The sequence below is a fragment of the Barnesiella sp. B2-R-119 genome, assembly GCF_023656675.1.
Classification (GTDB): domain Bacteria; phylum Bacteroidota; class Bacteroidia; order Bacteroidales; family Barnesiellaceae; genus Barnesiella; species Barnesiella intestinihominis.
Genome location: NZ_JAMOKL010000005.1, coordinates 76675 through 98280 on the forward strand (window position 1 = coordinate 76675; position 21606 = coordinate 98280).

The window sequence follows — 21606 nt, forward strand, 5'->3', positions numbered from 1 at the left end:
ATGAAAAGATATATAGTGTTTCTGCCGGTTTTTGTCTGGGCTATATTTTTTGCCGGGGCCGAGGTGAAGGTCGAGAATGCTTCGATACACCGTTCGGGAGATAGTATTCGGGTAAGTTTCAAAATTTTGGTTCCGTCGGGAACAGTTGCTTCCGATTATGTACAAAGGCTTATTCCCGTTATCGAGAACGGTGTGGATTCTTTGGCTCTCGACGAAATAGAGATTATAGGCAAGCGTAAACAAAAGTTACGCCGCCGGGAAGCCGTGCTTTCGGGGAAAACGTATGAAGTTCCTTTTTATCAGACCGTCGATGGCGGCGAGTTGCAATACGATTGCGTGCTGCCTTATGAAAAATGGATGGGTAGAGCCCCTGTCGATCTCAGCCTGTTATGTGAGCGCGAGGGGTGTTGCAAGGTCGAACCTTTGCCGGGCATCTTTCTTTGTTCCGATGTGAAACTGCGTCCTCCTTATGTCCCTTCGGTACAGCCGGTGGCATTGATACCGAGCGTGGCGGAACGGTTGGCCGAGGTCGAAAAGGTTTTGTTCCCGATGGCAGAGTACGAGCCCTATTCCGATTCGATGACCGTGTGGAGGGATCGGGGAGCATTGAAAGTCTATTTCCCTCTCGATAAGTCCGACTTGCGTCGCGATTACCGAAACAACGATGTGACGCTCGGTAGAATCGTCGATATATTGAGGCAGATCTATGCCGACGACCGTTCCGATGTCGGGAAGATATTGATTGTCGGGTTTGCTTCGCCCGAGGGTCCTCTCGGCCGGAATACCCGTTTGGCAGGCACTCGCGCCGAGGTCTTGAAGGAGTATGTAAACAGTTATCTCGAATTGCCGGATAGCCTCTACGAGGTAGCCAACGGGGGCGAGGCATGGGGCGAATTGCGCGATCGGGTGGAAGAAAGCACATTCGATTGCCGGGACGAGATGCTCGATATTATCGACCATACGGCCGATCTCGGCCGTCGGGAGTGGTTGTTGCGCCGGCTGGACGGTGGAGAGCCTTTCAAGGAGCTGTTGCGCTCGGTATTCTCCGACCAACGTAATTCGGGATACATGAGGGTTTATTATACTTCGGAGCCGGATTACAACGCTATAAAGATCAACCAAGCACAAGGTATGATTGCCGAGGGCGATTTCGACGGGGCTGTCTCTTTGCTTCGACCCATACGGGAAGACAAACGCTGTTTGAACACTCTCGCGACAGCCTATTATCGTTTGGGCGATAAAGCGACGGCATTGGACTTGTTCAAGCAGGCAGCCGCTATGGGTGACAAAGTAGCTATTCAAAACTTGGAAAATATAGAAAACGATTATTAATCTTTTAACAAAAACAATTACGAAGATGAAAACAATGAAAACAAAATGGGCAAAAGCCGGGACTATGTTCCTTGCTGCTGCCGCAGTTCTGTCGTCTTGTTCCAACGAAGAGGTTATTCCGGGGGGAGAGACTCCTGTGGGGGAAAGAGATGCTGTCAAGACGAGTTTCTCGTTCGCTATTCCTTCGCCGGTATCCCGTGCTACCAGCGACGATGTTCAAGGCAACGACAATTTCTTGGGTATAGAAAGTTTGAGGTTAATGCCTTTTTCAAATTTGAGCGGCGATTATGTAGGAGCCAATTCGGTATTGGCCGGTGCTACCCAGTTGACAGGTGCTGAAATCACGAATGGTGAGGCCAAGAATTTTGTAAAAACGTTTACCGACGTAACTATTCCTTCCGGCGACATCGCTTTTCTTTTTTACGGTAAAGCCAAGCATGACGCTGCTTACAAAGGTGTTTTGGAGATGACACCCGATGCTTCGGTTACCTCTTTGACTCCTGCCGACATAGCGTTTACTTTGAAGAATATTACCGAAGGTACTTATACCGGTGGTTCCTATTCTACCGCAGCCGCTTTGATAGAGGCGTGGAAAACGAATGTTACGGATGCATTGGCTACTTATGTCGGTAGTTTGACAGATGGTGAGGAGAAGAATAAGGCAACAGAGTTGCAGAATGGTTACTTTTCGTTCAATAGCGCTTCTTTGGAAAATCTGAAATTGGCTTTACAGTATCTTTCGGACGGGTTGAACGAATTACATACGAAATACTCTACGCCAGCAGCCAATACGGCAAAGACATCGGTCGATAATATGGCGACAGAGTTGGCAAAAGATGCTTACAAAGATTTCCCCGCCAATCTTCCGAAAGGAGCGTATAAATTGGATAACGGTATTATCGTGTTCGATGAGAACGGCCCCGGCGGTTCGGGTATTGTTACGAGCGGTTCTTCGAAGGCATACAGCTATCCTTCTTCTTTGTATTATTGGACCAATGCCTATCCGGTAGCTTATTCGACTCTTCCGACATTTACTAATTGGAATAATGGTGTTTATAACGGAGCTCGTACGCCGATTACGGTAGCGACGACGAAGATTGCTTTGAACAAAACGATCAATTACGGTGTGGCACGTCTCGATGTGAAAGCTGCATTCAAATCGGCCGACGGTACAGTTCCGGCCGGTAAAAATACTAAGGTGACTTTGGCCAACCATAATTTTGTTGTAAAAGGTATATTGATTGGTGGTCTGCCCGATAAACTGGATTGGGAAATGCATCCTTCTGCTGCCGACACTTATTCCAAGATTGTATATGACAACAGAATGAATACCAATGATTACGAATTGACGAAAGCCGCTACTCCCGATTTTGCTGGTATGACTCCATTTATATACAGCTTATTGCCCGAGACGGCCGATTGTTCTACCGGTAATGCAGAAGATTTGGGACATACACCCAATATTGCTTTGGAGGTCTTGAATGACGGTCCTCAATTCTACGGTTTAGACGGCAATTTGGTTCCCGAAGGCGGAACGTTCTACTTGGTAGGAAAGCTGACTTATAAGAAGGACAACAGTAAGAGTGAAGTCGTTCGCGTATTCCAGCAGGATTACAATACGACGGCGAACTTGTCTATCAATTCGTTGGCAAAAGCCTACAATACGGTTCCCGACCTGATTAACCCGCGTTTGGAATTGGCATTGGCTGTCGATATAGACTGGAAAGCCGGTTTGGTTATCGATGTACCTATCGGCGATTGATTTCGAAAAAAATAGTTAAACTGTAAAATTTGTCTCCGGTGAATCGGGAGCGTTTCGATTCGCCGGAGATATTTCCTCAAAAAAATAAATATCGAGAAAATGAAAACAGGTGATTGGCAAAGATGGGTTGTCGGGGGAATCTTTTTCGCGTTGCTGCCGTTATCGAGCGGTTGCATCGACGACAACATGTCCGATTGCAACAATTTCACCGTCAGATATAGAATAGAACTGTCTACCCATACACAGGCATTTTCGGGTAGAATGGAGAATCTCAATATGCATTTTTATGACGGTAACAAATCGCTCGCTTATCATGAGTATGTAGAGCGGGAACGAATGCCGTCGAACAATATCTACGCTATTACCCTGCCTGCAAACGATTATCACCATTTTGCCATTGCCAATATTTCGCAGGCGAGTTGTGTGAAATGTTCCGACCTCGGTGTCGCGTCCGATCGTTATAAATTGTCTTATGAGTCGGCGGCCGATACGGTATCTTCGCATGTTTCGGAACTGTATGTCGGGAGGGAACGATTTACGATAGCGGACAGAAATCAGTTTATCGAGGTAGTTTTGACGCCTTGTATTTCCAAGACGAGGTTACACCTCAGTTATGGAACCGATCCCGTCGTCCCGGTAAAACGGGTAGAGGGATATGTCAATGAAACCGCAACCGGTTTTTTGTGTAACGACAGTCTTTATGAGTACGACCGCCCCGTTGTCGTACAGATGAATGAAGCGGGGAAAGATGAAAACGGACTGGCGCTTTTCGAAGCTGTTTCGTTCCCGTCGAGGAATGAGGCGAGAGCAGGAGCGAAGTCTTTGAATCGTAACCCATCGGAGGAAAATGCTATCTGGAATACCGATGTTTACGTTACCATAGGAGATAAAATAACACGAAATACGATCAATCTGACCGAGCCGCTTCCCGCCGGAGAGTGTATAGAAATATACGGTGTGGTGAGGGACGACGGCAGTATAGATATCGGTCACAATGTGCAGGCGACTGTGGCGGTGACTATCGACTGGAAGCCGGGAGGAGATATCGATGTGGATATATAATATTCCCGCATGCGGGCAGATTGTCGAATATAGGTTTAATCGAATAGGAGCTTTGATGTTGAAACAGAGATATGCGATAATGGCACTTTTGTTCGCTACATGGTTGCTCGGCGGCTGTGGAGGCGAGAACTCGTTGCAGCCCGGCAGTCCGTCGGAACCGCAGGAGACGGCGAGCGTGACGTTGAGTATATACACCGGCCGGGAAATTTCGAGAGCGGTGGGGCTTCCGGGAGACCCCGGGACATCGCCGGAGATGCCGGATGCCATCGAAAATATCAACCTGTTCATGTATGTAGAGCCTAAAAACGGCGCTGCCGCTTACATGGAACATTATTATATAGAGCTGCCCGAAAGCACGGCCTATTATGAGTTTCAAGCCATAGACGTGCCGAAGTGCACCGCCTCGTTTTATGCTATCGTCAATGCCGGCAGGCACTACGAATGGGATGCCTTGTCGACGGAAGACGAGGTGATGGCGTTGACGACGATCGCCACGCCTTCGCGCGATTTATATGCCGGTACTTTGCTCGACCTCGAATTGGTTCAAATGAAGCATTCGGGAGTTATCGATGCCGGGTTGGTGGCTTCTAAGGTCGATATTATGTACAATATAGGGACGGCTATATCCAATTACAACGCCAAGCCAGCCGGACAGAAAGAACATGGGGACTGTACGTCGGCGAAAGTCGTTTCATTGAAGTTGAAAAATGTACCCAAAGAGGGAAAATTCTTTGCCGTGAGGTCGAATGACCCCGTCGTCGATCACGTGGTCAGCCTTACCGGTAATTCGGGACCGGGTCAATCGGCATGGATTAACGGGCGATACGACTGTTATCTCTACGATAGCGGTACGCTCGATATAGAGCTGGTCGTGCAGAGCGTATATGCAGACACTTATGTAAAGATGACTACTTATAACATACACGTCGATACCCCCGAGGACTTGGCGGTTGCGCCGTATTATTTGCTGCGGTTCGATGTGGTGGGATTTACGCAAACGGAATATAATTATCGATGGACAGCTTCGATATAGAAAAGGAATTATAGGTTATGTTGAACGGAAGAAATAGAGAAATTATTGATTTTGCAGGCCGTGTTTCCGATGTGTCGAAACGCATGGGATATTCGGCGGGATTGCTGCTATTGTTTCTGTTGTCGCTGACGAGCTTACCGGTAGAGGCTCAGTCGAATATCCAGCCGGCTCAACCGGCCTTCAATTTGCGACGCATATATGTTTCCCCCGAAGGAGCCGGTACGTTCGACGGTTCTTCGTGGGCGAATGCTGCTAAGGGTTCCGATTTGCAAATGATTCTTCGTTCTACCGATACATGGAATGCTATTAACTCTACATTGCAGATATGGATTGCGGCGGGTACTTATGTCCCGACCGAACCACTCCTTCCCGGCGATGAACAGAGTGCCTCGTTCGTCTTGAAAGGAAATCAGGTCGTTGTTTACGGCGGTTTTCGCGGGCAAGTGTTCGACGATTTAGGAGCTTTGGTCTATGAGGGGGAGAACAGTCTCGAAGAGAGAGAATACGGCAATGTCTATTCGGGCGACCGGCAGGAGCCGTGGGCGTTGAAGAACCAGACTATTTTATCGGGCGACCGATTGAGAAACGATGTAGTCGGTACGGATAACATGTTCTCTTCGCTCGACCCGACCCAGAATACCACCCGGACAGACAATCTCCATACGGTAGTTACTTTCGATCCGTCGAGTGTGGACGTGATGCTCGACGGGATAACTATTGTCGGGGGCTCTGCCGATGGAGACGGTAATTCGGGGCGCGGCGGAGGTGTATCGCTCGACGGTATCGGTTGCGGCATACAGCGATGCCTGTTCTATTTTAATTTTGCCTCGAAAGGAGGAGCCGTTTATATGCATAAGAATAGCGGTTCGGACTCCCAACCGTGTTTTGTCTATAACTCGGTGTTGGTATCCAATTCGGCATTCCGTCGCGACGGGTTCGGATATGGAGGCGGTATCTATTCCGAAGCAGGAGTCGTTTTCGACAATGTCGTTTACAATAATAACGGGGGCGGTATTTGTGTATACGATGAGACCTCGATTGTCAATAATACGATTGTCAACAACCAGTTGTATGGTATAGGTCGTCCGGCCGATACCGATGTGGCGGGTTCTTCGATCAGCGTATCCAACTCGGTTATATGGAGTATCAACCCGTTGAACCATGCGGGATTGAAGGGATTCGATGCTCTTGTCGACCGTGTCTCGAATTGTGCGATCGTCGATTGGGACGAAACGAAAGGCAACGATAATATTTCGTTGTTGCCTTATAATGACCATACGGGTTCTGTGCCCAATTTTATCAATCCTACGACTCAGATAGGGGCTATATTGGAGCCTGTGTATGCCGATTTGGGCGTTTCGTTTTTGTTGCGTCAAAATTCTGTGCTCCTGTCGAAAGCCGAGGGTTCTTGGATGACGACGTTGAACACGTATTACGGGACCGATGTTTCTTACGACATTGCCGGGAAGCCGAGGATAGTCAGTAAGACGCTGGATATAGGAGCTTATCAATATCAGCCGGTTTCGGGCAGAAATATATTGTATGTTCGTCAGCTTTCGCCCGACGAACCGCCTCTTGCCGACGGTGAAGTCCGGGACGGAAGTACATGGCGTTTGGCCGTGCAAGATGTGCAGATGGCGATCGATCAACTATATGCCCGGAATGTAGTGGGAGAGGTGTGGGTCGCCGGTGGAACGTATTACCCCACGGCAGCATTTACCGATGAGTCGGGTATAAGGGGCCGTACGGAAAGGCATCGTTCTTTCATCATGCGTAGCGGTATCTCGGTTTACGGAGGATTCCGGGGACAAACCGGCGACGAAGGGATAAACAACAGCACGACTCGTCCCCGCGACCCGGACCATCTCGATGTTCAATGGGCGTTTGCCAATCGTACGATATTCAGCGGAGATGTCGACCGGAACGACGATTCGCAGAAAGGTTGGCGTTGGAATGCCGGAGAGAAGAAATGGGAGCAATATTACGGGCGCAACTCCTACCATGTGGTATGGTTCGCTTCCGAGGGATTTAACGAAAGAACCACGAAGTACGAAGCCGTTACGGCAAAGCCGCTTCCCGTGGAGACGACTCTCGACGGTGTCGTGGTTACGGGCGGTTGCGCCGACTATGGCGAGCGCGGAGAATCGACCCGTATGGGCGGTGGAATCTATTTGACCGAGAACGGAGTCGTGTCGAATTGTATCATTTATCAAAACTTTGCCTTGACTCGCGGTGGCGGGGTGATGATGAATAACGGCGGAATGTTGGTGAACAGCATGGTCTTTCGCAATGCTTCGCCCGGAGTGCAGGTGCGCAACGGATTGGGCGGCGGCGTGTACATATTGGGGAACGGAACCGTTTTCAGAACGGTGATAACCAACAATACGGCTCGCGTGGGCGGCGGTGTGTATGTCGATGAGGCGGAGTATAACAATCCTGCATACGAAGAATCGTTAGACGATATGTACCGGGGCGTCTTGGTGAACACGCTCGTTTCCAACAATACCTCTTCGTCCGATGCGGGAGCGGTCTATTTTGATAAGTTGGGAGGGCTTTCTTCCTCTACGGTGGTTAAGAACTATTGTTCGGCGGTGGCTTCCGACCAAGAAGGAAATTCGGGCGGTATGATCGTCGATGGATATGGCATAGTCTATAATTCGGTTCTTTGGGGAAATGCGACCCTCGAACATACTCGGCAATTTTACGGGAAAAACGGAAAGACGGCCGAATCGAATGTGCCGGCTTCGATACAGGTTTATAATACGGCGCTGCAAAATCTTTCCAATACGATTTGGGGCGTGAATACTGTAACTCAAAAAACGTATGCCTTGTCCGATCAAAATTCAAAAGGACGTTCTTCTATCGCTTATGATTTCAGGTTCCCTGATTTTACCAATGTAAGAGTCGGCAATGTCGACGTTATCAACAATGAGGCCGGCGTGTACCAGACGACAGCTGCCGATGTCGAGGGCACTCAAACGCTCGACAATGCGTTGCGAACTATTTATGACGTACAGCGTTGGGTTCCATCCGAATTTTCTGCCCTACAAAGAAAAGGAGGCAGCCAATCCGAGGCTCCGTATGTCAGATATGCTCCGGTGAAAACACAGTTTTATGTCGCGATGACCGATATTCTTAGCAAAGCGTTCGTCGAGCCTCGTGTCTTAGGTGCTTTCGCTTCCGATCGTCCGTCTTTGCAGTATAGTGTCATAGAGGATAACGGTGTAAAGAAACTGGTTATTTTTGTCGACCCGTCGGTCAATACGGACCTTTCGGGCGAGTCTTGGGAATCTCCGATTATATCGGGGAACTCGGCTATCGAATATTTGGCGGGACTCCCGGATACCGAATATCCCGGTTGCCCTCGTGAGATATGGGTGAAGGAGGGGACGATAAATCCGGTATGGAAAGCCATCGGTAGTGACCGTCGCACTTCGTCGGTCGTTTTGCGAGGAGGCGTTTCCTTGTATGGCGGTTTCAATTCCAAATTGGAAGGTACGGAAGGCTCTACGGTTCCCGGACAGACGTTTGTCCCGACAGGGAGCGATGTCGCCGAACCGATACGTAATCCGGTGGATTTCCGTACGGTGTTCGACGGTACGTTGGCCGGAGGGAACCTTTATCATGTGGTGACTATGTCTGACGACGGAGAAGCCATTCTCGACGGATTTCATATCGTCAACGGAGATGCATCGACCGGTTCTTCTGCTATCAAGACCGGGGGTGGTGTGTTGCACGAATATGGCACATTGCATATCCGCAATTGCATGATCGAGAATAATGTCGCAACGAACGGAGCCGGAATCGTTATGTTGGGTACGACGAAAAAATTGGTAATGACCAATACGGTGGTGAATAATAATACCAATACGGGATTGTCGAGCGGATCCTTTTATTCGGCAATAACTCTTACAAACGATGCTCGTCTCAATCACTGTACGATTATACATAACAATGACCCGGGCATTTGTGCGGTGGATGGGCAACTGAGACTTTATAACTCGGTTTTGTGGGGAAATACTTCGACCGGGACTATCGCTCCCGAAGATGTACAAATTACGGGGTCGGCCACTATGCTCGATATTCGTAACAATGCTATCCAATATGCACCAGAGGAGTGGAATCTATGGAGTGAAAACATGCAGTTGAGCATCGTTCAGGGTGATCCTATGTACCCGTCGTTCGTCAATTCTACTCGGAACGTGGGGGCTATATCGAGCGGATACGATACGCCATTGGGAGGTCCGGCTCGATTCGAACCTACTTGTAAATCTCCGTTGGTGATTGCAGGTGACGAAAGTATAGTTGATGATCCGGATTTGGTTCTTGATGCCGATATTACGGGGCATAATTTCGCTGTGGGTGGAGCCCCCGATATAGGAGCTTATGAGGCTACTTGTCTGAATCCTGTCGGTTCGGTTCTTTACGTGCGTAGCGGGCCTGCCGGTACGGCCTCTTCTCCTCAAACCTCTTATTTCGGTACGGGAGACGGTTCTTCGTGGGCGAACGCTATCAATGGAAATGCGTGGTATGGATTCGACGATGGCCTGCCTTATGATCAAATCGAATACGACAGCCGAGATGCTACCGACTATATTACCGGTTTGCAGTATGCTGTCAACGAGGCTTACAAGGCATCGTTGAAAAAGGACGGAAGCGGGCGGATCGCTTATGAGACATTGAATTATACAGATTATACATACAATCAAACGAACGGTCGTAGCGCATCGGTACAAATACCTGTTGGTGTCGATACGACGGCTTTGGTCGAAGTGTGGGTAGCCAAAGGGGAATATACGAGTCGGCGGGGATTCTTTATGCGGGATGCCGTACAGGTGTACGGCGGATTTCCCGAGATAGGAACACCGGGGAAGGACGAGCGTAATCCCCGCATCTACAATACGATTATACAGACGATGACTACCGCCGAGGCGAATGCTGTTACTTCGCTTGATGGGTATGCTCCTTATTTCGATATGGATGCCGGTGGATCGACGAGTCAGTTCTATGAATTGAACAGTCGGTACGACAATGCGAATAAAGTTCGTAGGGTACTTACCCAACCCTTCCCGTATTATGAGGACGGAGGTCGTTTGGAAGCGGGTTCGCAGGGACAGGCTTCGACCGAGACTAATAATGTGGCGTTGAATCCATTTGTTATCGAGACTATATGGGACGGATTTATAATACAAAACGGTCGAACTCGAATACGTCACGGAAAAGATGGCGGTGCCGGGGTAGCCTTGCGGAAAAATGGACGGCTCGAAAACTGTATTATCAGAAACAATTATAATGTAGCATCCCGTAGTCGCGGCGGAGGTGCATTTTGTAACGACGGAACATTTTCCAATTGTTCGTTTTTCAATAACGATATGCCTGCATTGGGGAGCGATTACGGAGAACAATACGGCGGGGGTGTTTACATGCGTTACGGTACGTTGTACAATTGCGTATTTGCCGGTAATTCCGTATCTGGCGGTAATTCCAACGGTCAGGCCGTTTATATTGAAGTAGCCGATTTTTATAACAATACGATTGCCGACAACTCCGGTAGCGGTGCAGCCATTTATTGCGGTTATTGGTTTGCCGATGGTGCGGCCAATATTTACAATACCATTATTTATAATAATTCGGGCTCGTCTCAGGTACAGGCTCATAGCAATGTAGTGTTGAGAACTTCGCATTGTTGTTATCCCTCGGGTTCTATATCGGGAGTCTCTGGCGCTAACTTGACGCAAGACAACATTATCAATCAAGTTCCGCAATTCGTGGATCGTTCGTCGGGAAATAAAGAAAATAACGACTATCGTTTACAGGGCACTTCACCCTGTATCAATGCCGGGAATAATAGTCCCGAAGGGATTACATTACCCGAGACCGATATGGACTATACCGACCGTTTTAAAGACTGTTCTATCGATATAGGGGCATACGAAATAGACCAAAGCGAGCCGATTATGCCCGCTATCAAGACTATCGACGGAGAACAGGTGGGAGTTATTTATGTGACGAAGGCGGCTAACGGTACGGTAGACGGTTCGTCGTGGGCGAACGCCGCTTGCGAAGCGAAATTACAAAAAGCTCTCAACTGGGCAGGTTATATTATTCACAATAAGGAAACGTACGCATCGGGTCGATATAGAGATATTACTCGCATTCAAGTGAGGATTGCGAAAGGCACTTATTATCCTACCGATGTCGTTCTTCCCGATCAGCCTCGTACCGCTTCGTTTATTATTCCGGCCGGAATAGAAGTGTATGGAGGGTTTGCTGGAATCTCTGACGACGAGACTGTGGACGGACGTAATATGCGTTTGAACAGGACTTTTTTCAACGGTATGATCGGTAGTTCGACAGAAGAAAGCGCCTATCGTGTCGTAACGTTCGGCATGAAGCAGCATAAAGACAACGCCACGATGCCTGCCGAGGGTGCAGCTTATTACGACGATCCCAACCCCGAAATAGCTTTGCTCAACGGTGTTTATATCGTTTATGGAAATGCCAATCACCCGTCTGACGAAGAGTGGCAGTCGGGTGGCGGCGTTAAGGTTACGTCGAACGGATTGTTGCAAAATTGTGCCGTTTTCAACTGTGCCGCTTCCGATAAGGGTGGAGGAGTTTACTTAGCTCCGGGCGGCCGGATTACCGGTTCGATAGTTTATAATAACGTGGGAGCCAATGGCGGAGGTATTTATGCCGACGACTCTTCGATGGTCGTAAATTGTACGGTGGTCGATAACACGACTGTGAACAATGGATCCGGTGGTGGTATATCGATAGGCGTGAAGCCGATTATCATCAATTCTGTATTCTGGATGAACGATTCCGGTAACGGAAAAAATATATACGGAAACATGTCCCAGCAGGTCGATACGACCTTTACGGGCGTGCGGTATCAAAACTATATCTTTAATCATTGTGCGGTCGAAGGTATCAAAGTCGTGGGTTTCGGAAACATGGCGTTGACGAGTACGAATGAGAATACATCGACCATAGTGGGCTTGAATGCTCCCGGTTTTACCGACCCCGATAACCTCGATTTTACTTTGAAACGTGTATCGGCGTTGATTCGTGCCGGTATCGGAGCCGAGCAGCCGGGCTCTCCGCTCATGGAGGCATTGCATGTTTCTCGACTCGATTTGCTCGGAACGAATCGTTTTTATAAAGAGGGTTCTTCTTTGCGGGATTATTTCGAGATAGGAGCTTTTGCTTATGACGGGATATTTGTTATCGACCCTGCGGGAGATACCGAAGCCGAAAAGGGGGCAGACGGAATCTACCGGTTGTATGTGTCGCAAACGGCACAGGGGTTGGCGAACGGCCGCAGTTGGCGAAACGCTTTGGGCGATATACAGCAAGCTCTCGATTATTTCGGGAATGATGCCAATTTCGAACACGATCCGAATAAGGATACTCGCCGGTGCGAGATATGGGTCTCGAAGGGAACGTATAACCCGAAAACTTCGGTGAAAGAGGATAATTGGGGAACTTCTTTTATTCTTAACAGATATTCATCGATATACGGAGGATTCCGGGGCAGTAACTTACCTTATTACGAGAGTTGGATAGAATCGTTTAAAGTGGAACCCTCGAAGCGTGTCGATGCCACCGGTGTATGGAACAAAGAAGACTATTCCTATACATTGGGCGGCGATGGAGAGATTACCTTTTATCCAGAGGTAAAGGCATTGGAGGACGAACCCTCTTCGTGGTTCTTGCATTTCACGACCGATGAGAAGTCACCGTCATCTCCTGTTGTGACGGTCAATGGCTTCCAACTCCCTCATGAGCTGGAATTGCCGGTCATCGCCACCGACAGCACCACCGAGTATATTTACGATTTGCGCTATCTGGCTATCGGAAATACCGATTGGGCGACAGCTCCGGTCATCGAGGCTGTTCGCGTCTCGGGATTACCGGCCGGTGTGAAGTTGTATAGCGCTACGATCGATAATCGCAAGAATTCCACAACGGTATCGATGGAAATTCTCGATACCGATATTCTTCATCAGACTTCTACGGGTGTTCCTTATGATGCCTCGGTGAGTTTGAATAATCTTTCGCAAGCGGAAAAATCGAATACATATTCTTCCAATGTCTCCGATTATTATGCTGCCGGAAATTCGGCAGGAGCATACGGTATGCATTATTGTCCAAGTTCTAATTGGGCATCTATTATAGTTTCGGGGAACGACGGTGTCGTATTAACAAACAAGAGGGAACGTGTTTTATGGTGGTATAATTATTTTAATCCATCATTAGGTGCTTATTTCCGTTTTCCACAGGCAGTGAAATACGAAAGAACAAACCCGAGTAATCGGTATTTGCATGCAACGATACGTTTTACCGATTTGAGTAAAGGGAACGAGGACGGCAGGTTGCGTATACAGTTATATTCGACAGCCGGTGTAAGAAAGTCTTTGCTTATAAATGGAAGAGTTAGTAATGGAGAGTACAACCTGACGGTGGATTTAAAGACCGGATTGGTATATAACGGTGCTTCCTCCGTAGAGATTACTGATGAGGAAAATACATTGTCCAATGGCGATATGCTTTCGCTCGTCTCTGTTCATCCTTATTTCGGTGGAGAAGCTGCATATACCGTGGAAATTAGCGATATAACGATAGACAATAAGAATCAGTCGGGGAATACGGTTTCGGAGTTGGATATTAATATCGTTACGGAAGAAGAAACTCAGGCTATGCCTTCATCGGACCAGTATTACGAAGGGGAGGCATTTTTGAGCGAGCGACCTCGTCAAGATTGGAACGGGAACGGCTTGCTCGAAGATTTCGAGTACGCTAATGAAACGATTCTTTCGGGCGATATAGGCGGCGGTTCCGGTAATTCGCATGTGGCTTATTATGAAGACTCGGAGGCTACTCGCAGGGTTGTACTTGATGGAATAAAGATGGTAAAAGGTAACTCGTCGTGTACCGATCATGGAGGCGGGGCTTTATGTGCTTTGGCTCCGATTGCTTTGCGCAATTGCCAATTGTTGCTCAATACGGCCGATTTCGGGGGAGGAGCCGTGTATGCCAGCGATATAGAGATCTATGGTTCTATATTGGGCGGGAACGAGGCTCCCGGTAAATCGGGAGGTGCGGTCTATCTGCGGGAAGGCGGGAAGTCGCTCATCGTCAATACGGTGATTTACAACAATACGGCATCAACGGGCTCGGCCTATTATGCCGAATCCGGTTCGACATCGCAGTTAATCAACAATACGATCGTGCGTAATGCCTATGCCGAGAATGTGTCGGGCGATGTAACATCGGGTAGTACCGTTTATTCGGCTTCGACAGCCGGTAATAATCTTACCAATACGGTTATCTGGGGGAATGACGATGCCGAACGTATCAATGCAGATCATTGGGAAATTATTACTTCGGCAGCCGATGTCGATGAAGATGCAGGAAATTTCGAGGTCTTTCTGGATCGGGCTAATGAAGCGGTTATGGGGCCTCGGTTCGGATTTCCCAGCGATTATGCCGGAGCGGGAAATTATTTCGCTTCTGCCGATTTCTCTCTGCCTTCGCTCTCGACGCTGGTTAACCGGGGTACGAATGGCGGTACACGTCGACTGAATACGGTTATCGAAATGAATCCCGACGGTTCGGTGAAGAGCACGACAATTACAACGGAACCTGTCGTACTCGATGGTTCCGGCAAGGGATATTATGCCGTGCAGGAAGTGTCGGGACGCGAGAATGTGCCGGATACGCTGAACAGTAAATGGCGTATTACCAAAGAACCCGATACATATCACATTATTAAGAAAGACGGTGTAGATATGATCGATGTGAAAGAGTGGAAAGAGGGGACGATCGATATAGGGGCTTATGAATATGAAACGGTATCGTTGACTCCTTTCGGCGGTAATATACTGTATGTGAAGAGTTCCGAAGCAGTTTCGGATAAAGAAAACAACGGAGAAACGTGGGAAAGGGCTACGTCTAACATTCATCAGGCTATTCAGGTACTGTTGCTCAGTCCCAATAAAAAAGATAAATATATCAAGATTGCTTCGGGCGACTATGTGCCGTTCCTGCAAGACGGGACAAGCGGTTATTCGTTCGTTTTGGAGAAACCCGATGTGGGAAATCTGGAATACTCGACCAAGAGTTTGACATTGAGGGGCGGATATCCCAACAACATCACGGGGACCGATGTCGCTATGGATAATTTGCGTGATCCTATATTGTACCCGACTTATATCAGAGGAAATCGAAACGATTCGAAACACCTCGTTTATATAGACGAGTCGATGGATACGGCCGGGGAAAACGGGGCGTTGGCTCCTGTAAACATAGAGGGCTTTACTTTTGTCGGTGGAAATGCGGCCGATGCGACAGGCGAGGGTTCGACCGGTGCGGCCGTGTATGCAGCCAATGGCAGTACGACGATTCGGAACAGCGTGTTTGTCGATAATACGGCTGCCGGAGAAAAAGGTGCGGCTGTGTATCTGAATAAAGGCAATATATATAATACCGTGCTTCATTCCAACAAGGCTTGGGGGCTTGCTTTGAACGGGACGGGCAACATTGTCAGCAACACGATAGCCGATAACTCCAAAGGCGGATTGTACGCACGTGGAGCGCTTGTCGCCGAACCTTTGCAGATCTATAACAATATATTTTGGAGGAATTATACTTCGGCTGTTCCTACTGTCGGAGATTTGAACAACCAGATAGATGTGCAGAATGCGACCCTGTACAGCAATGCGGTTCAGGTGGACGATGCGACGGCAGAGCAGCCGAATGCCGAGTATGTTTATTGGAATAGTTCCGCAGGTGTCGTATTGGGCGATAAGGCTGCCAATATCAATAAAACATTAAGTTCCGACAATGAGGATATGTCGTACGGTCCCCGTTTCGAAGCTCCCGATGAAGCGACTCCGTTGGACAAAAAGTATAACATACGTCCGGGACGTAAACTGATCAATACGGGGTATCGATACATGACAGGCGACTCATATAATAAAGCGGAAAACGATAAATGGTACACCGATTTATTTGCGTATTATCCGTTCGGTTCGGTAGAAGAGCCTGTGGCTCCCGGCGATTCGCTGGCGAGAGTTATGTTCGTGGATGCCGGAGGCAATCGTCGTATAGCCGGTAACAGCATAGATATAGGTGCTTATGAGTACCAACGGTTGTTCTATCCTAATTTATATGTGAAGCCTAACGGATTCGGATTGGGTTCCAGTTGGGACGATGCTATGGGTGATTTACAGGAAGCCATTTATTCGGCATACTATTCGGGAGACCCGGAAGAGAGCGGAACTTATGGTACGGTGTGGGTAGCCGGCGGAGACTACGTTTTGCCTACGACTTTACAGTGGATGGCAAATGTGAAAGTTTATGGCGGATTCCGGGGAACCAACGAAACGAAGCTGACCCAACGTCCCGGCTTGTTGGAAAAGAATGCACCGGAAAGTATCCTTTCGGTAGAGGCGGAAGGGGTTCCTGTCGTGCGTTCGGACAATGACCGTGCCGCTGGGACGATTGTGGAGAATTGGGCGGAACTGAATGGCTTTCATATAACGGGAAGCAAAAACAGCCCGGCGGTGATCGTCGCCGACTCGTTCGCCATCGTCAATAGTGTCATATATAATAATGTGAACCCCGACGGTGCTGTGGTGGAAACGGACGGGCTGCTCTACAATGTTTTGGTGCATGACAATACGGTGAAAGAAGGCAGCGCCGCTGTCGTATTGGACGAGCATGCGGCAGCCATTCATGTGACAGCCCCTGGCGAGGGAGCACAAATCGGCGGCACGGGAAAGATAATCAATACGATAAACGGAGAGGTGACCTCGGTGTCGGGGAATGCGTATAGTCCGCTTTATGTCGGGGATTATATTACCGATGATACACATTTGCGTTATCAGCTATCCGACCAGAAAGATGCAGTCTTGTTTGGAATAGGAGCTTTACAGGAAACAGGTGTAGACCATGAAGGAAATCCGGTGACGACTATCGGTGGATATACAGTGCCTAAGATCAGGAATGGTAAGGAATATACCGATATTATCGATCTGTCTACCGATTGCGATGTGCTGGGTAATGTGCGGCTGTTTACCGATAAGTTTCATGGGGAAGGTGAAGTAATTCGCCCGGATTACGGTTGTTTCGAAACTTGGAATACGACTCCGCAGAAGGTTGTCAACGTGAGCGATAATTATTATCCTCATGCGGGAAGCGTCGTCTATGTCGGCAAGGAAAGTGAAGTGAGGCTGACCGATGCCCTTACGAAAGATTTCGCACCGTCCTATTTGTTGCTTCACCATGCTGCGGGTTTGCGGACAGGAGAGCATGCCGTATCGCTTTATAATCTGGCCATAGAGCGTGATTTGAAACCGCTTATTAATGATACGACAGCTTCTTGGGATATGGTGAGTCTGCCATTCTCCCTTGAAGTCGGGAACGGTACGATGTTGAACGGCGTTACGATAGACGGTTTGCCGGTAGAGGCTATACAGGCCGGAGATGAATCGGGGGACGACAATAACCGTTTATATTTATACGAGTATGACGGGGCTAAGCGAGCCGAAGATTTGTATAGCGTAGTTGCTCCTCAGAATAGTAAGTATTGGGCGTTTGAAAATAACCAGATGGGCGCGAATGTCGGTTATCTGATGGCGACTCCTTCTGCTTCGGATGCGGTGACTGTGCGTTTCTCGAAATCTTCATCGGCATTGCCTGTTTATGAAGAATCGGCAGAAGAAGGGAAAAGCATTTTGTTGAAACAGCATAATTTGAAGACTCTGGTCGATGGCAGTCCTCATTTTACGTATAAAGAGAATATGGGTTGGAATCTTTTCGGTGTGCCTTATTTGTGCTCTTATACTACCGAAAGAATGAGTATCGACCATATACTCTATACTTATGACCCGGAGGCCAGCCGTTTTGTTTCGATAAATTCGTGGGAAGGAAACACGATTGCTCCTTTCTCAGCGGTATTCACGCAGACTGCTACGGTGAAGGAATCGGAGGAACTTCTGTTTGCCAAGCCTGTTATCCCGTTGAATACGTTGCCGGCTCCTCACGGTGTACAGTTGAAAATTTCGGGGAGTAATTTATCGGCGGGTTGCGACTATGTATCGGTTGTTGCCGATAATGTGTACGGAGAACCCATGAATTTCGATATGGGAAACGATGCGTTGAAAATGATGAGTTTCGACCCGAGGATTCCGCAGATTTATGTCTACAATGAAAAGGGAGTCCGATTTGCTCATACTCAAACGGCCGATATCGAAGGGGAAACTCCGGTGGGTATCTATACCGGCGAATCGGGAATTTATGAAATATCGTTGACCGAAGATTCGGAATATGATCGTTATGATGCTGTGGTTCTTACTGATAGATCGACGGGGCGGAAAGTGGACTTGAAACATGCGCCGTATAGTTTTACGGTAGATGATCGAGCGATGGAAACGGGACGTTTCTCTCTATCCTTTAAAACTCTTTCCGATGAAATGCAGCAGCCTACATTCTATTCCCCGGGAAAACGACAATTGCGAATCGTTAATTTGCAAGGTGGCGAAAGTATAGGTATTTACGATACGCTCGGGCGTCAGAGAGCGAGTCGCAAAGCCTATGGGGAAAGTGAGGAATTTGAACTCGAATCGGGAGTTTATATGATACGTATCGAAGGAAGTAGTTTAGTTAAGGGGAAAGTGGTAGTGAAATAGCTTTTGAGTTGGCGACACTTATCGTTGGTGAAAGGCCTGCTTGCGTCGTGTGAAGCAGGTCTTTTCTTTGTTAATATGGAATTTAAGATTCGGAGATAAACAAAAGGGGCGGGAATAACATTCCCGCCCCTTTTGTTCCCTTTCGATTTGAGGTTTATGCAATGATTAGTTCTATTCCTGCTTCCTCTATGCTTTTCGCTACCGATGGCGAAATACCCGAGTCGGTGATGATGACATCGACTTGGTCGAGTGTGCAGATTTTCCCGAATCCTCTTTTCCCGAATTTGGAAGAGTCGGCAAGGACGATCGTTCGTAGTGAGGCTGCGATCATACGTTGGTTGAGCCGGGCTTCGTCTATGTTCGAGGTCGTCAGCCCGAAATCGAGGTCTATACCGTCTACTCCCATAAATAGTTTGGAACAAGTAAGATTGTCGAATGCCTGTGCGGCTAAATCGCCGATGACCGAGAAAGAACTTTTACGCAATGTTCCGCCGAGCTGTATCACATGAATGTGCTCGAAACGGTTGAGCAAAGTAGAGACATTGAGCGAAGCCGTGACGACTGTCAGGTTTAGATCGTCTGTAATTTCTTCGGCGAATGCATACACTGTGCTTCCCGAGGCGACGATAATCGAGTCGTTCGGATCGAGCAGACGAATGGCTGTATGGGCGATACGCCGTTTGGCATCGCTGTTTATTCGCTCTTTAATATGTATATTGATATCTGCCGTGTGAGGGTTTACAGGACTGGCGCTTCCATGTGTACGAAATAGCAATTTCTTTTCTTCCAGTAATTTCAAGTCTTTTCGTATCGTTACAGGTGTCACGTCCAATTCGCGGGCGATATCTAAAACTTTCACGAACCCTTGCGCATTGAGCTTGTCAAGAATGTGTTTGTGTCTTTCGGCTATACTAAGCATAATAATATTATAATATTTGTTCCATACAAATGTAAAATTTATTTGAATAATGCACAAATAATATTGAGAATTTATTTTGAAAACGAAATGAAATATTATTGAAAAGAAAACGAAACGAAAAATTTTTACATTTTTTCTTGGTTTATACTTGCTTTTTTATTTTCTTTGTCACATAAAAAGAAAGTAATCGCAAGATTTAATAAGAAATCAAAAATCGAAAGATAAGAAAATGAAACGTGAAGGCTTGATAAAACAGATGGCCGAAGAAAAGAGACCATGGGATTTATTGATAATAGGTGGCGGTGCTACGGGCTTGGGCGTGGCGGTGGATGCTTCGAGTCGGGGATACCGTGTCCTATTGGTAGAACAACACGATTTTGCAAAAGCGACTTCGAGTCGAAGCACGAAGCTGGTACATGGAGGGGTTCGCTATTTGCAACAAGGCGATGTATCTATGGTTGTGGAAGCGTTGCATGAGCGTGGTCGCTTATGGCGTAATGCCCCTCATTTGGTAAAGGATATGCGTTTCATTATCGGCAACTATCGTTGGTGGGAACGTCCTTTTTATACCATCGGGTTGTGTTGTTACGATTTGTTGGCCGGGCGATTGGGCTTGGGGAGGTCTTTGCCTTTGTCCAAGAAACAGACCTTGAAGGAGTTGCCGGGACTGCTGCACGATCATTTGCGTGGAGGCGTGGTTTACCACGACGGGCAATTCGACGATTCGAGAATGGCGATTACATTGATGCAGAGTGCTCATGACCACGGTGCGATATGCATCAATTATATGAAAGTGACGTCTTTGATTAAGAATGATTCCGGGAAGATTTGCGGGGCGGCTTTGGAAGATACTCTCGAAGGCGGAACGTATGAAGTAAATGTAAAAGGAGTAGTGAACGCTACCGGTGTTTATGTGGACGATATCATGCAAATGGATAAGCCGGAGAGTCGCAAGAAAGTACGTCCCAGTCAGGGAGTGCATATTGTAGTCGATGCCGCTTTCTTGGGAGGAAATTCGGCTTTGATGATACCGAAGACAAGGGACGGACGAGTATTGTTCGGTGTACCGTGGCATGGAAAGGCCGTATTGGGAACTACCGATACGCCATTGAATGAAAATTCATTAGAACCGAAGCCTCTGGACGAGGAGATAGATTTTATTCTCGATCAGGCGGGGCAGTATCTGACTCGTAAACCGAAACGCAGCGATGTATTGTCTGTGTTCGCCGGATTGCGGCCGTTGGCTGCTCCTACGCATAGCGATTCCAAAAAGACCAAAGAAATTTCACGGAATCATAAAATATATGTTTCCGATTCGGGAATGCTTACGATAACCGGAGGGAAATGGACCACTTATCGTCAAATGGCCGAAGAAGCGGTGAATAAAGTAGCTGCTTTGATCGGTTTGGAACCGAGAGCTTGTGTGACTCGTAAAATGCAATTACATGGTTATCGGGAAGAAGTGGACCGTTCGGTTTGGGATTACGTGTACGGTAGCGATGCCGACCAAATCGCAGCATTGATAGAAAACGATGCCTCGTTGGGGGAGTTGCTTCATATCGGATATACTTTCCGGGTAGCTCATGTTATTTGGGCTGTGCGGGAGGAGATGGCTCAAACGGTGGAAGATGTATTGGCACGACGTGTTCGGGCGCTCTTTATGGATGCTCGGGCTGCTATGGAAATGGCTCCTCGTGTAGCGGCTATTATGGCTCGTGAAATGGGAAAAGATAAAAATTGGGAAACGGAACAAGTTAAAAATTTTACCAATCTGGCAAAAAATTATATTTTAGCCTGATTT

At 47.8% G+C, this 21606-nt stretch carries 7 protein-coding genes; 6 read left to right on the top strand and 1 reads right to left on the bottom strand.

Going from position 1 to position 21606, the window contains the following annotated elements:
• From NBH06_RS10735 to NBH06_RS10755, 5 genes are all read left to right on the top strand, one after another.
• Complete coding sequence (locus tag NBH06_RS10735; RefSeq protein WP_051008890.1) at window positions 1-1332, top strand: hypothetical protein; 1332 nt, start codon at window positions 1-3, stop codon at window positions 1330-1332.
• Between the two features lie 25 nt (window positions 1333-1357).
• On the top strand, window positions 1358-3094 hold the full coding sequence (locus NBH06_RS10740; RefSeq protein WP_250794272.1) for a hypothetical protein: 1737 nt from the start codon (window positions 1358-1360) through the stop codon (window positions 3092-3094).
• A gap of 99 nt (window positions 3095-3193) precedes the next feature.
• A complete protein-coding gene (locus tag NBH06_RS10745; RefSeq protein ID WP_008861413.1) occupies window positions 3194-4156 on the top strand; it encodes a FimB/Mfa2 family fimbrial subunit in 963 nt (320 codons plus the stop codon).
• Window positions 4157-4211: 55 nt separating this feature from the next.
• Complete coding sequence (locus tag NBH06_RS10750; RefSeq protein ID WP_250794274.1) at window positions 4212-5189, top strand: hypothetical protein; 978 nt, start codon at window positions 4212-4214, stop codon at window positions 5187-5189.
• Window positions 5190-5206: 17 nt separating this feature from the next.
• Window positions 5207-18886, top strand: a complete 13680-nt coding sequence (locus tag NBH06_RS10755; RefSeq protein WP_250794276.1) for a choice-of-anchor Q domain-containing protein — start codon at window positions 5207-5209, stop codon at window positions 18884-18886.
• A 154-nt stretch (window positions 18887-19040) separates the two neighbouring features.
• Here the strand turns inward: NBH06_RS10755 and NBH06_RS10760 are convergent, their stop codons facing one another.
• Window positions 19041-19805, bottom strand: coding sequence for a DeoR/GlpR family DNA-binding transcription regulator (locus NBH06_RS10760; protein WP_040295879.1), 765 nt, complete (start codon window positions 19803-19805; stop codon window positions 19041-19043).
• Window positions 19806-20034: 229 nt separating this feature from the next.
• On the opposite strand from NBH06_RS10760, the gene NBH06_RS10765 reads away from it, so the two are divergent.
• Complete coding sequence (locus tag NBH06_RS10765) at window positions 20035-21603, top strand: glycerol-3-phosphate dehydrogenase/oxidase (protein ID WP_021890964.1); 1569 nt, start codon at window positions 20035-20037, stop codon at window positions 21601-21603.
• Window positions 21604-21606 lie beyond the last annotated feature (3 nt).

Excerpts from the sequence above, each read along its gene's own strand:
- NBH06_RS10760 (WP_040295879.1), bottom strand. The coding sequence starts at position 19,805 with ATGCTTAGTATAGCCGAAAGACACAAACACATTCTTGACAAGCTCAAT.
- NBH06_RS10750 (WP_250794274.1), top strand. The coding sequence starts at position 4,212 with ATGTTGAAACAGAGATATGCGATAATGGCACTTTTGTTCGCTACATGG.
- NBH06_RS10765 (WP_021890964.1), top strand. The coding sequence starts at position 20,035 with ATGAAACGTGAAGGCTTGATAAAACAGATGGCCGAAGAAAAGAGACCA.
- NBH06_RS10735 (WP_051008890.1), top strand. The coding sequence starts at position 1 with ATGAAAAGATATATAGTGTTTCTGCCGGTTTTTGTCTGGGCTATATTT.
- NBH06_RS10740 (WP_250794272.1), top strand. The coding sequence starts at position 1,358 with ATGAAAACAATGAAAACAAAATGGGCAAAAGCCGGGACTATGTTCCTT.
- NBH06_RS10755 (WP_250794276.1), top strand. The coding sequence starts at position 5,207 with ATGTTGAACGGAAGAAATAGAGAAATTATTGATTTTGCAGGCCGTGTT.
- NBH06_RS10745 (WP_008861413.1), top strand. The coding sequence starts at position 3,194 with ATGAAAACAGGTGATTGGCAAAGATGGGTTGTCGGGGGAATCTTTTTC.